The following is a 13,036-nucleotide window of genomic DNA, read 5'->3' on the forward strand; positions in this document are numbered from 1 at the left end:
TGTGTCGACGAAAGGGAAGCGTGCTTGCGGCGAGGTGCGCGACTATGCGCTTCGGGTCAGGTCGAGCAACGCCGAACGCAGCATCGCGGCCACTTCGGCGTGCACCGCGCCCGCCGAAACGCGGTCTTCCTCATACAGCATTTCGTCGGCGGCAAAGCCAAGCTCGACCGCCAGCCGCAGCCTCGACCAGAGTATTTTGCGCTCGATGCCAGGAAGGTGCGGCGTGCAGGCATCGGCGAGCCGGCCGGTCACATGGCGATGCGATTCGAGCCGGACATGCACGAGGCGCGGAGTCGCGTGCAGCGCACGCAAGATCCACACCGCCCCCGGTTCGGCGCGCGTCACCGCGGCATTTTCGGCCAGCAGGTCGCCGATATGATCGGCCATGCCCGCGACCCCCGCGGGCGCATGACGCGCGATCCAGTGTTCGAGCACATCGTTCTGACGCTCCATCAGCCGCCGCCCGAGCGCCTCGATCACCGCATATTTGTCGTCGAAATAACGATAGAGCGCGGGCGGGGTCAGCCCGGCGCGCGCGGCGATCATGTTGGTCGAAATCCGCTCGAGCCCGACCTCGGCGAGCAATTCGCCCGCGACATCGAGCAGGCGTCCCTGCGTCTGCCGCGCGCGATCCTGCTTCGGCGGCTGGCGGGCGGCGGCGATCACCGCGCCCGGCCGCGCGCGCTGACTGGCCAGATGTCGACGAGCGTGTCGCCCGCGACGATATGATAGAAATCATAGAGGTTCACCGTCGGGTCGCAGTGCGGCACGGTCAGGCTGACCGGATCGCCGGGGGCGAGCGCGCTGCCGATGTCAGCCGCGATCAGCGCGGCATGCTCGTCGCCCATGAAGGCGAAAAAGGCGGTTTCGGGCGTTCCGCGCTGCACCACAGCGACGCCGCCATCGGTCGACAGCGACTTGTATCCGGCATCGATTGTGACGAGCCCGCTGTGGTTGGCGCTGACGACGCGCGCGTCGACCGACAGCGAAACCTCGAACGGCGGTTCGGCGCCATCGGCGATGTCGCAGTCGAGATATTGCTTGTCCATGAAGACATAGGAACCCGCCTGCAATTCGGTGAAGACGCCGAGCTCGAGGTCGATCCGGTGCGTGCCGGTGCCCGACCCGGTGATGATCGCGGGCGCGAAACCGGCTTCGGTCAGCGCAGCGATCACCGCCTGCAGATAGGCGGTGCGTTCGACGATCGCGGCGCGGCGCTCGGCGTAGCTTTCGATATGCTGCTGCGACCCGCAGTAAAATTGCACGCCGCGATATTCGAGGTGCGGCGATGCGGCGATGGTCTTCGCCAAGGCCACGGCTGCCTCGGCCGACGCGACGCCGGTGCGCGCGATGCCGGGGTCGATGTCGATGATCACGTCGAGCTTCGCGCCCGCTGCCGCCAGCGCCGCGTCGATGCGCTCGGCAACGCCCGGATGATCGACGACCGCCATCAGCCCGTCGTCGGTGACCGCGAGTTTCGCCAGCCGCTCGATCGCGGCGGGAGCGGCAACGGGCGAGGTGATGAGGATGCCGGTCACCCCGCCCTCGGCGAGCACCTCGGCCTCGCCGATCTTGGCGCAGCAAACGCCGACCGCGCCTGCCGCGAGCTGGCGCTTGGCGATGTCGACGCTCTTATGCGTCTTGGCATGCGGGCGCAGCGCGACGCCGTGCTGCGCCGTGAGCGCGGCCATGCGCTGAATATTGCGGTCGAGGGCGTCGACATCGAGGACAAGCACCGGCGTGTTGAGGTCGGCGCGCGAACCCTGCCGGCCGATCAGATGGTCGTGCAATTCACGGTCGGTCGTCATGCGAACAATGTCTCCAGATGCGGATTGAGGAATTTGCCGTGCGGGTCGGCGGCGCGGCGCACCGCTGTATAGCGCGCCGCCATCGGGTAAAGCGCCGCGACGTCGGCACGGCTCAGCCTGTGGCGCTTCGCCCAGTGCGGGCGCCCACCGGCGCCGCGAAAGATCGCCTCTGCATCGGTGAAAAGGGCCGCCCAGGGCATTTTCGCATATTGGTGCATCGAGATCGCGGCGACCGGCCCGGCGTTCATCGGGCTCATCCAGATATCGTCGGCAGCAACGGTGCGATATTCGAAAGGAAAGGTCACAGGCAGCCGTTTCTTGCGGATCCAGCCGACGACTTCGTCCAGCGTATCAAGCCCGGCGGCGCGCGGCATTTCATATTCCATCTCCTCGAACCGCAGCGTCCGGTCGGACGGGAAAATGGCGTGCGCGGGGCCGCGGCGCCGGCCCGAAATGCCGCTTTTCATCATCAGGCGCTGAAGAAAAGGGGTGAGGAACGGCAGCCGCGCCGAAATGTCGAGGATGCGGCGAAAGGTCGCCTCCTCCATGTCGGTCGTACTCGGCGGCGGGTCGCACGGGTCGCATAGGTCGAGTGTCTTCAGGATCACATGGTCGCTGTACGGAAAGAACCAGAATTCGATATGGCGGTGCCGCTGCGCCAGCTCGTCATAGCTTTCGCGAATCTCGGCCCAGCGGCGCTTTTCGATGCGTTCGGCGAGGTGGAAGGCGGGGACGACCGCGACCTCGATTTCTGTCGCCACGCCGAACAGCCCCAGCGACAGACGCTGCGCCTGATAAAGATCGGCGTTGGTGTCGGCATCACACCAATGCGCCTCACCATCGGCGCCGACGAGGCGGAAACCGCGTGCAAAAGTCGCGAGCGAGCCGAGGTCGACGCCGGTGCCATGCGTCCCCGTCGCCATTGCGCCGGCTAGCGACTGCGGATTGACGTCGCCCTGGTTGGCGAGCGCCAGCCCCTCGTCCCACAGCGCAGCGGTCAGCCGGCGGATGCTCCAGCCCGCCGGGATGCGCGCGGTCCGGCGGTCGGCGGCGATATGGATCGCACCCGCCATATCGTCGAGGCTGACGATGAGCTCGGCCGATTCGCAGAGCGGCATGAAACTGTGCCCCGCGCCGGTGACGCGCAGCCGGTTCGCGCTGCGAACGAGCGCCGCCAGCTCATCCTCGCTTTGCGGGCGCGCGACCTGTCCATTCGCGGTGACGCTGCCCGACCAGTTGCTCCACGCCATGCTTCTCTCCCGCAGCGAGCGCGGCGAAGCTGTGCGCCGCAGCAAAGTTAGTCAAGACTATATTTTACCAGTCGCGGACCTTCTCTTTCATCGTCACCCCGGACTTGATCCGGGGTCCCGCTTGAAACCCAAGCTGGTCGATGCTCCAAAAAGCGGGATCCCGGGTCAAGCCCGGGATGACGAGAGGGGGTCGCGACTCCCCACCCCGCAACAGACATCGACGCCAACCTACCAATTGGCGTGAAGCGTCGCTCAACGTGCCGTGATCCGCCGCGCAAAATGGATCTGCACCGCGTCGCGCACCCCGCGCGCGACCTTTTTCTGGCCTGCGGACGAGGCGAGGAATTCGCCATCTTCCTTGTTCGAGATGAAGCCGGTTTCGAAAAGGACCGAGGGGGTATCGGGCGCCTTCAGCACGATGAACGAGGCGAAGCGGTGCGCTGTGGTGCGGAATTTGACGTCGCCCGACGCCTCGCGCTGGAGCAGCCGCGCGAAATCCGACGCGACATTCATCGTCTCGCGCTGGGTGAGGTCAAGCAGGATCGCCGACACATCGCCGCTGTGTGCGCCGAGATCGACGCCATTGATGACATTCGCCTTGTTCTCGCGCGCGGCAAGCCGCGCCGCCTCGCGGTCGGAGGCGACTTCGGACAGCGTGTAGATCGAGGCACCGCTGGCCTGCTGATTCTCGGCGGCATCGGCGTGCACCGAGATGAACAGATCGGCCTTCAGCCGCCGCGCGATGCCATAGCGTTCCTCGAGCACCAGGAAACGGTCGTCCGCGCGCGTCAGCGCAACGCGCACGCGGCCCGAGGCGAGCAGGTCGTCGCGGATCGCACGCGCGAGCGCGAGGGTAATGTCCTTTTCGCGCTTGCCGCTGTGCGGGCTGATTGCGCCGGGGTCGTGCCCGCCGTGCCCCGCGTCGATCACGACGAGCGGCAGGCGGCTGTTCGCCGGCCCCTCGATGCGCGGCAGCGCCACCGAAGGCTTCGGTTTGCCGATCGGGACGGTGACGCTGTAACGTTTTTCGGGCCGTTTGGCGCGGAACTGGGCGGGCGACTGCAATTGGGGGCGCAGGCCGCGCGATGTGCGTTCGAACCGATTTACCGAATCGCCGATCGGGCTCGCGTCCGCCTGCCCCGTCAGCGCCGGCGCCGGGGTCGCAATCATGCCAAGCAGGACGAGCAGCGGGCTCATGGGGCGTCTATGCCGCCCGATGCGCGCGATGGTCCAGCGCTTATTCGAAACATGGCGCCCCCGGCCGCAAAACATGGTGAAGATATCGTTATCCGTGAGGCGTGAAAGGCCGGTTAACTGCCGAATAATGACGTTTGATACGGCGTGCATAATTGCAACACCCCGGCGCCATCCTATCTTTGTACGGTGGTTGTGGTTGCCGTCGGCACATGCCGATGCTAGCACGCCCTCACTGACGGTGTCGTTCCCGGTGCCGTCCGGCCTTTTGAGGGGAGGGCCTGCTCCGCGAATATGCGGAACATGGCCGCCTTGGCGCCGGACTTACGGGGAAGGGCGACCTGCCGCCAGTCCACCCGGTTGACCGGACAGTCGGGGCGTGCGCATCACGCCCGCCCTGCCCGCCCGCTCATCCCGTAACAGGTTGATGCCGCATGAGGCTTGCCATGCCCTCTTCACTCCGCGACGCGGGCGCTTTCGCCCCGGCCGTCGCCGGATTTGAAGACCGCATGCGCGTCCAGGACCGGACGCAGGCTCCTTTCGGCAATAACGTCTTTTTTCTTTTCACCCGTATCCGCCGCGGCCCGCCCTCGGGCAGGTTCGCGGGATTTTTTGATGGCGCGCTGAGGCGCGCTTGGAGTGTATCTAATGACCACGCGCATGTTGATCGACGCGCGGCACCGGGAAGAAACCCGGGTCGCCGTCACCAAGGGCAACCGAATCGAGGAGTTTGATTTCGAGTCCGCCGAGCACAAGCAGCTCAAGGGCAATATCTATCTGGCCAAGGTTACCCGCGTCGAACCGTCGCTTCAGGCGGCGTTCGTCGAATATGGCGGCAATCGCCACGGCTTCCTCGCGTTCAGCGAAATCCACCCCGATTATTACCAGATTCCGAAGGAAGACCGCGACGCGCTGCTGCGCGAAGAGGCCGAACATGCCGCCGCCGCCGCGCAGCGCGCCGAGGAAGACCTCGACGAGCTCGAAGGCGATGTCGCCGACGTCGAATATCACGACGAGGACGATAATGGCGACAATCGCGGCGATCGCGACGATGACCGTGACGATCACGACGATGGGCACGATGACCATGATGATCGCGACGACAATGGCGATGCCGAAAATGGCGACGCCGAAGAGGGCGCCGAGGGCTCCGAGGAAAATAAGGATGGCCGCGGCGATCGCCGGGGCCGCGGGCGCGGACGCGGAAACAATAATCGCAAGGGCGGCCGCGGACGCAGCCGCCGGGGCGACGACGAAGACGGCGAGAACCGTATGTCGCTGCGCCGCCGTTACAAGATCCAGGACGTTATCCGTCGCCGTCAGGTGATGCTGGTCCAGGTCGTCAAGGAAGAACGCGGCAACAAGGGCGCCGCGCTCACCACCTATTTGTCGCTCGCCGGCCGTTATTGCGTGCTGATGCCGAACACGATGCACGGTGGCGGCATCAGCCGGAAGATTTCGAACGGCGCCGATCGCCGCAAGCTGAAGGCGATGATCGACGAGCTCGCGCTGCCGCCGACGATGGGCTGCATCGTCCGCACCGCAGGGATGAGCCGCACCAAGGTCGAGATCAAACGCGACTTCGACTATCTCGCGCGCCTGTGGGACGAGATCCGCGAAAATACGCTGGGCAGCTCGGCACCGGCGCTGATCCATTCGGACAGCGACCTGGTGAAGCGCGCGATCCGCGACATCTATCATAAAGACATCGAGGAAGTGCTCGTCGAGGGCGACGACGGCTACAAGGCTGCGAAGCAGTTCATGAAGCTGCTGATGCCCAGCCACGCGCGGCGCGTGAAGCAATATGCCGACCCCGTCTCGCTCTATCAGCGCTACGGCGTCGAGGATCAGCTCGCGGGGATGCTCAATCCCGTCGTCCAGCTGAAATCGGGCGGCTATCTGGTCATCAACCCGACCGAGGCCTTGGTGTCGATCGACATCAACTCGGGCCGCTCGACGCGCGAGCATAATATCGAGCAGACCGCGCTCAGCACCAACCTGGAAGCCGCGGCCGAAATCGCGCGCCAGCTGCGCCTGCGCGACATGGCCGGGCTCGTCGTGATCGACTTCATCGACATGGATCATGGCTCGAACGTCCGCAAGGTCGAGCGCGCGATGAAGGATGCGCTCAAGAACGACCGCGCGCGCATCCAGGTCGGTCGCATCTCGGGCTTCGGCCTGATGGAGATGAGCCGCCAGCGCCTGCGCACCGGCGTGCTTGAAGCGTCGACGCGCCCCTGCCCGCATTGCGAAGGCACCGGCCTCGTCCGTACCGCCTCGTCGGCGGGACTCAGCGCGCTGCGCCTGATCGAAGAGGAAGCCGCACGCGGCAAGGGCAACAAGATCACTCTGCGCGCCAGCCAGGAAGCGACCTTCTACCTCCTCAACGAAAAGCGCCGCGAACTGCGCGAGATCGAAGAGCTTTACGGCGTGACGGTCGAAATCCTGCCCGACGGCGAGACCGAAGGCGCGCGCATGGCGGTCGAGGTCAGCGGTCCGCCGCCGATCGCGCGCCGCAGCTTCGCCCCGATCGCACCGATCGAAGATGACGACGACGAAGACTATCCCGAGGACGAGGAAGAAGAAGCCGAAGAAGAGGCCGCCGAAGAGCGTCCGGCGCGTTCGCGTGACCGCGAAGAAGGTACGCGCGACCGCGAGGAAGGCGATGCCGACGGCGAAGGCCGCAAGCGCCGCCGCCGCCGCCGCCGTGGCCGCCGCGGTCGCCGCGACGACGAAGGCAATGAAATCGCCGAGGGCGGTGAAGGCGGCGACGATCGCGAAGGCGACAGCGCCGAGGCCGACGAAGGCGAGGCCGCACCGGCCGAAGCCGTCGAGGCTGCCCCCGACGTGGATGCCGAGGAAGCCGAAGCCAAACCGCGCCGCCGCCGTGGCGGACGCGGCCGCAAGAAGGCCGATGCGGTGGAGACGACCGACGACGCTGCGGTCGAAGCTGAAGTCGCTCCGGTAGAGACGGTCGAAGCCGCCGAACCGGTTGCCGAAGAAGCGCCGATCGCCGAGGAAAAACCGAAGCGCAAGCGCGCGCCGCGCAAGACCAAGGCTGCTGCGGCCGCCGAAGCCGAGGCTGCGGATGCCGCCGAGGCGCCGACCGTCGAAGCGCCCGCCGTCGAAGCACCCGCTGCCGAAGCTCCGGTTGAAGCGGAAGCCGAAGCCGAACCCGCCAAGCCCGCACCCAAGAAGCGTGCGAGCCGCGCGAAAAAGGCCGTCGCCGCCGAGGCGGCAGCGCAGCCCGCGACCGCCGGCGAAGCCGAACCGGTTGCGGCCGATGCCGACGGCGAGGGCGAAGGCCCCGACGGCGAACCGCGCCGCGGCTGGTGGCAGCGTACGTTTGGCAATTGATGCCCAGCACTGAGTAAGATGCCGTGTGTCCCCGCGAAGGCGGGGACCCATCTCCTGATGGCTCGAAATAGCACCCACCGGTGATGGGCCCCCGCCTTCGCGGGGGCACGCGGACTTCGCAGACCGCTCCTGATTCTCAAACGCGCGGCCACCCGTCGTAGAAATTGCAAGCTGACCTTGCGTCCGCGCGCACTGATCCCCAATAAGCCCGCATGGCTTCACTCGGGGTTCAGGCGCGCGGCGCAAGAGAGGCGGGGATGACCGCTCTCCCGCCGCAGCCCGCGTTCGGGGCGCAAAAGCTGCGCTCCATTTTCCGTATCGCGCTGACATTGCTTGCGATGTGCGCCATCGCGCTGCGCCCGGCAGCGGCGCAGTCGATCCTGCGCGACGCCGAAACCGAAGCTTTGTTCCAGGACATGATGGACCCGCTGCTCGTCGCCGCGGGGCTCAGGCCCGGACAGGTGCGTGTGCACCTGCTCGGCGACCGCAGCATCAACGCCTTTGTCGCCGGCAGTCAGGACATCTATGTCTTCAGCGGGCTGATCGAGGCCGCCGACAGCGCCGAAGAGGTGCAGGGCGTGCTCGCGCACGAACTCGGCCATGTGATGGGCGGCCACGCGATCCGGGTCAACGAAGGCGCCAAGACCGCGACGGGTATCTCGCTGCTCAGCCTGTTGCTCGGCGCCGCGGCGATCGCGGCGGGCGCGGGCGAGGCGGGCATGGGCGTCATGATGGCGGGCCAGCAGGCCGCGCTCGGCAAGTTCCTCGCGTTCAGCCGCGTCCAGGAATCGACCGCCGACGCCGCGGGCGCGCAATATCTGTCGAAGGCCGGGATCAGCGGCCGCGGCAGCCTCGCCTTTTTCAAGAAACTGCAGAATCTCGAATTCCGCTATGGGGTCAAGCAGGACGATGATCAGGCTTACGGCCGCACGCACCCGATGTCGGGCGACCGCATCCAGACGCTGCGCGAAGTCTATGTCATCGATCCGGCATGGGAAAAGCCCGCCGACCCGAAAATCGAGGCGCGCTTCCAGCGCATCAAGGCGAAGCTGTCGGGCTATATGGCCGAGCCCGAGCGGACGCTGCGCAAATTCCCCGAAAGCAACAGCAGCATTCCGGCGCGCTATGCCCGCGCCTATGCGTGGCACAAAAGCGCCTATCCGCAAAAGGCGCTGACCGAAGTCGAGGGTCTGCTCGCGAGCAACCCGAGCGATCCCTATTTCCTCGAGCTTGAGGGCCAGGTGCTGCTCGAATCGGGCCGGCCCAAGGAAGCGATCCCGGCGCTGCGCAAGGCGGTCAGCCTGTCGCGGTCGCAGCCGTTGATCAGCGCGACGCTGGGCCATGCACTGATCGCGACCGAGGATCCGGCGAATTATGCCGAAGCCGAAGAGGTGCTGAAAACCGCGGTCGCGCTCGACAATCAGAACCCGTTCGCCTGGTATCAGCTCGGAATCGTCTATGCGAACAAGGGCGATCAGGCGCGCGCGGCGCTCGCCTCGGCCGAACGCTACAGTCTTGAGGGTGGACAGTCGGGGCTTGCGCTGCGTAATGCCGAAATGGCGATGCAGGGTTTGCCCCAAGGCTCGCCCGACTGGATCCGTGCACAGGATATTTCGTTGGTGGCTCGCGCCGAGGTGGAACGCGAGCGCAAACGGCGTTAGTTTCGGGTGAAGACAGGGGCGACGCGTCGCATTTCCGTGATGCTCGAGGGCGATAAGTGACTGATAAAAAAGACGATTATTACCAGCCATGGCTGCGCGACCCCGCGCCGACGCCGACAGGCGGTGCGCCGGCGCCGGGCGAAGGATTAGCGAAGCCGAAGGACGAACCCCCGGTCGGCATCGACCTTGCGCGATACAGCGCCCCCGAAAAGCCGCGCGATCCGCTGGTGAAGCCCGAGGCGATCAAGGCCGGCGCGGCGAACCTGTGGGACCGTATCCAGAGCGGCGCCGAAGCCTTTGCCGACTGGACGATCCGTGTCGGCGACCGCGCCGACATTCCGGCGCGCGTCGAAGCGATGGAAATTCCGCGCCGCTCACGCGCACTCGCGGCAAAGACGGGTGCGCTGACCGCGCGCGCCGCGCGCGCGGCCGGGCGCGGATCGGCGCAGGCCGGCCGCGCCGCCGCCAAGGCGAGCGGCGAGGCGTGGGAGAAGATGGCGCTCGGCGACAAGGCCCGGAAGCTATCGAGCGAGGCCGGGCGCGGACTCGGCGAAGTCGCGGGCAAGACCAAGGCGGGCGTTGTCGACATCGCCAAGGCGAGTGGCGAAAGTCTTCGCGACGGCATCGGCGATGCCGCAAGCAAGCTCCGCCCCGCGCCGCGCGAGGAGCTGGCGCCGCCGCCCTCGGGGCTCGAACAATTGCTCGCGCGCGAGGAAGCCGCTGCCGCGCAGGCGAACGCACCTGCCGCGCCCGACTTGCCGCTGTTCGCCGGCGACGCCGCGATTCCGGCTGTCGCGAAGCCCGCACCGGCGGCGAGCGCGATGGAAGGCGACGATCGCTCGCCGATTGCGCCGCCAATGAAAAAGACCGCGAATGCCAAGGCGATGCCGGCGCAGGGCTTGCCGCAGGTGAAGGGGACGGGAATGGACGGCGTTTCAACGCGCACATGGGGTTTGGCGCTTGGCGGCATATTGCTCCTCGCCATCGTCTTCTGGCTCGGCGGCCGCTTCGGCGGCGGGATGAGCAAGAGCGAGGTCGAAACGATCGTCGCCGATTATATCAAGGCGAACCCGCAGATCATTCCCGCGGCGCTCGAAGCGCAGCGCAATGGCGAAATCGCCAAGGCGATCGACGCGATCCGCCCCGCGCTCGAAAAACCCTATGCCGGGGCGTGGGCGGGCAACGCCGACGGCGATGTGACGCTGGTGGTGTTCACCGATTATGCGTGCGGTTTCTGCCGCGCGAGCGTGCCCGACGTCGACCGGCTGATCCGCGAGGACAAAAGGCTGAAGGTCGTGTTCCGCGAACTGCCGATCATCGCGCCGCAAAGCCGCGACGCCGCGATCATGGCGCTCGCCGCGGCGCGGCAGGGCAAATATGACGCCTTCCACCACGCGATGTTCGCGGCGGGCTCGCTCGACAAGGCGGCGATCGCCGCGGCCGCCGAAAAGGTCGGCGTCGTCACCGACGGCACCGCCGATGCGACCGCGAACGAGGCGCTGTTCCAGCGCGAACTCGACAGCAACCTCGCGATCGCGACCCAGTTGCAGCTCAACGCCACCCCGACCTGGATCGTCGGCAACCAGCTGTTCCAGGGGCAGATCGGCTACGACGCGTTGAAGCAGGCCGTCGCGAAAGCCCGCGCGGCGAAAAGCTGAGGGAGATCGAGGGGGAAATGATCGACAAGGTGCCGGAATTTCCCTCCTCGTCATTCCCGCGCAGGCGGGAATCCCGCTTCTTCCTGTCGTTTCGCAATCGAGCTTCGGTGAAGGGTGCCCGGCCGCAGAGCGGGATTCCCGCCTTCGCGGGAATGACGAAATTTTCGCGATGACCGCGACCGTCTCGCACGATGAAGCGCTCGCCAACGCCCGCCGCCTGCTGAGCGGCGAGCCCGGCGCCGCGCTGGCGCAGGCGCAGGCAATTATCGAGGCGGTCCCGACATCGGCGGCGGCGCACCGGCTTGCCGCGCATGCGTTGCGCGCGCTGGACCGCGAAACCGAAGCGCAGGCGGCGTCGCTCGCCGCCGTCGGCGTAACGATCCACGATGAAGCGATGGTCGACGCCGCGCTCGCGCTCGCCGAGGACCGGCTGCCCGATGCCGAGGGGGCGCTGCGCCAGCGGCTGCGCGAAGATGCGACCGATGTCGCGGCGATCCGCATGCTCGCCGAGGTCGCGGGCCGGATCGGACGTTATGAGGACGCCGAAAAATTGCTGTCGCGCGCGCTGCAGCTTGCGCCCGGTTTCGGCGCCGCGCGCGCCAATCTCGCGACCGTCTATTACAAGCAGAACCGCTTCGCCGACGCCGCCGAGACGCTCGATGCGGTGCTCGGCGACGATCCCGACAACCCCGCGCACGCGAATTTGCGCGCCGCAGCGCTTGGCCGCATCGGCGGCTATGACGAGGCGCTCGCGCTTTATGAAGAGCTGACGCGCCGTTTTCCCGATCATGCCAAGCTGTGGATGAGCTATGGCCATATGCTCAAGACCGTGGGGCGGCAGGACGACAGCATCGCCGCCTATCGCCGCGCGCTCGCCGCCGATCCGGGTCTCGGCGAAATCTGGTGGAGCCTCGCGAACCTCAAGACGATCCGCTTTGACGCGGAGGACCGCGCCGCGATGGAAGCGGCCCTCCTTGCGGCCGAACCCGACAGCGATGCGCGCGCCGACGACCGGCTGCACCTGCATTTCGCGCTCGGCAAGGCGTATGACGATGCCGCCGAACATGAGCCCGCGTTTCGCCATTATGCCGCGGGCAATGCGATCCGGTCGGGCCAGCTCGGCTATCGCGCCGCCGAAACGAGCGCGGCGGTCGACGCGATCATCGCCGCCTGCACCCCCGAATTCTTCGCCGCGCGTGCCGACGCGGGCGATCCGGCGCCCGACCCGATCTTCATCCTCGGCATGCCGCGCGCCGGATCGACGCTGATCGAACAGATCCTTAGCTGCCATTCGGCGATCGAAGGCACGATGGAACTGCCCGACATCCCCGCGCTCGCGCTCGGCCTCGGCCGCGAGGCGTATGACGACGGCCGCCGCTGGATCGAGGCGCTGGCCGAGACGCCGCGCGAACGGCTCGCTGAGCTGGGCGCCGCCTTCCTCCAGCGCACCGCGGTGCAGCGCAAGACCGACAAGCCCTTCTATATCGACAAGCTGCCGAACAACTGGCTCTACACCGCCTTCATCCGGCTGATCCTGCCGAATGCGAAGATCATCGACGCGCGGCGGCATCCGCTCGACTGCTGTTTTTCGAACTTCCGCCAGCATTATGCGAAGGGGCAGGCGTTCAGTTACGGCCTCGCCGACGTCGGCGGCTATTATCGCGATTATGTCCGCCTGATGGCGCATATCGACGCGGTCCAGCCCGGCCGCGTCCACCGCGTGATCCACGAAGCGCTGCTCGATGACCCCGAGGCCGAAGTGCGCGCGATGCTCGCCTTTCTGGACCAGCCCTTCGAAGCCGCCTGCATGGCGTTCCACTCCAATGCGCGCGCGGTGCGCACGGCGTCGAGCGAACAGGTGCGCAAACCGATCAATCGCGACGGCGTCGGGCAATGGCAACCCTATGAAAAATGGCTCGATCCGCTGAAGCAGGCGCTCGGCCCCCTGCTGGGCGCCTATCCCGCTATTCCCGCCGATTTCGGCTAGGCCCACGCGACAAAACGTTGCCTTTCGGCAACAGCCGACGACATTTTCGACCAACGACCGCGGCACGCCGCCAACAATGCTTGCGCTTGCGCGGCGCTGCGTCATGCTCCGTCACATGGCT

General features: G+C 66.8%; 9 protein-coding genes. 5 read left to right on the forward strand and 4 right to left on the reverse strand.

Annotation, left to right across the window (positions count from 1 at the left end; genetic code table 11):
* Positions 1-42: 42 nt before the first annotated feature.
* The 4 genes from ACTJI5_RS05505 to ACTJI5_RS05520 all read right to left on the reverse strand — a co-directional run bounded on the left by ACTJI5_RS05505 (position 43) and on the right by ACTJI5_RS05520 (position 4,255).
* Positions 43-666: a TetR/AcrR family transcriptional regulator gene (locus ACTJI5_RS05505; protein WP_440859627.1), complete on the reverse strand. Its 624-nt coding sequence runs from the start codon at positions 664-666 to the stop codon at positions 43-45.
* Positions 663-1,808: a DSD1 family PLP-dependent enzyme gene (locus ACTJI5_RS05510; protein WP_440859628.1), complete on the reverse strand. Its 1,146-nt coding sequence runs from the start codon at positions 1,806-1,808 to the stop codon at positions 663-665. The genes ACTJI5_RS05505 and ACTJI5_RS05510 overlap by 4 nt, the downstream gene beginning before the upstream one ends.
* Positions 1,805-3,058: a D-arabinono-1,4-lactone oxidase gene (locus ACTJI5_RS05515; protein WP_440859629.1), complete on the reverse strand. Its 1,254-nt coding sequence runs from the start codon at positions 3,056-3,058 to the stop codon at positions 1,805-1,807. The genes ACTJI5_RS05510 and ACTJI5_RS05515 overlap by 4 nt, the downstream gene beginning before the upstream one ends.
* A gap of 252 nt (positions 3,059-3,310) precedes the next feature.
* On the reverse strand, positions 3,311-4,255 hold the full coding sequence (locus ACTJI5_RS05520; protein ID WP_440859630.1) for an N-acetylmuramoyl-L-alanine amidase family protein: 945 nt from the start codon (positions 4,253-4,255) through the stop codon (positions 3,311-3,313).
* A 645-nt stretch (positions 4,256-4,900) separates the two neighbouring features.
* On the opposite strand from ACTJI5_RS05520, the gene ACTJI5_RS05525 reads away from it, so the two are divergent.
* From ACTJI5_RS05525 to ACTJI5_RS05545, 5 genes are all read left to right on the forward strand, one after another.
* Positions 4,901-7,609, forward strand: coding sequence for an Rne/Rng family ribonuclease (locus tag ACTJI5_RS05525; RefSeq protein ID WP_440859631.1), 2,709 nt, complete (start codon positions 4,901-4,903; stop codon positions 7,607-7,609).
* A gap of 257 nt (positions 7,610-7,866) precedes the next feature.
* Complete coding sequence (locus tag ACTJI5_RS05530; protein ID WP_440859632.1) at positions 7,867-9,270, forward strand: M48 family metalloprotease; 1,404 nt, start codon at positions 7,867-7,869, stop codon at positions 9,268-9,270.
* Positions 9,271-9,326: 56 nt separating this feature from the next.
* Positions 9,327-10,928: a DsbA family protein gene (locus tag ACTJI5_RS05535; RefSeq protein ID WP_440859633.1), complete on the forward strand. Its 1,602-nt coding sequence runs from the start codon at positions 9,327-9,329 to the stop codon at positions 10,926-10,928.
* A gap of 17 nt (positions 10,929-10,945) precedes the next feature.
* Entirely contained in the window at positions 10,946-11,101 is a 156-nt protein-coding gene (locus tag ACTJI5_RS05540) for a hypothetical protein (RefSeq protein ID WP_156419744.1), read from the forward strand.
* Positions 11,098-12,915, forward strand: coding sequence for a sulfotransferase (locus ACTJI5_RS05545; protein ID WP_440859634.1), 1,818 nt, complete (start codon positions 11,098-11,100; stop codon positions 12,913-12,915). The genes ACTJI5_RS05540 and ACTJI5_RS05545 overlap by 4 nt, the downstream gene beginning before the upstream one ends.
* Positions 12,916-13,036: the final 121 nt, after the last annotated feature.

Origin of the sequence: Sphingopyxis sp. 22461 (genome assembly GCF_052044915.1) — a bacterium.
Lineage (GTDB): Bacteria > Pseudomonadota > Alphaproteobacteria > Sphingomonadales > Sphingomonadaceae > Sphingopyxis.

Bases quoted from the DNA above. Each gene is read 5' to 3' on its own strand.
- ACTJI5_RS05510 (WP_440859628.1), bottom strand. From the start codon at position 1,808: ATGACGACCGACCGTGAATTGCACGACCATCTGATCGGCCGGCAGGGT.
- ACTJI5_RS05515 (WP_440859629.1), bottom strand. From the start codon at position 3,058: ATGGCGTGGAGCAACTGGTCGGGCAGCGTCACCGCGAATGGACAGGTC.
- ACTJI5_RS05540 (WP_156419744.1), top strand. From the start codon at position 10,946: ATGATCGACAAGGTGCCGGAATTTCCCTCCTCGTCATTCCCGCGCAGG.
- ACTJI5_RS05530 (WP_440859632.1), top strand. From the start codon at position 7,867: ATGACCGCTCTCCCGCCGCAGCCCGCGTTCGGGGCGCAAAAGCTGCGC.
- ACTJI5_RS05525 (WP_440859631.1), top strand. From the start codon at position 4,901: ATGACCACGCGCATGTTGATCGACGCGCGGCACCGGGAAGAAACCCGG.
- ACTJI5_RS05545 (WP_440859634.1), top strand. From the start codon at position 11,098: ATGACCGCGACCGTCTCGCACGATGAAGCGCTCGCCAACGCCCGCCGC.
- ACTJI5_RS05520 (WP_440859630.1), bottom strand. From the start codon at position 4,255: ATGAGCCCGCTGCTCGTCCTGCTTGGCATGATTGCGACCCCGGCGCCG.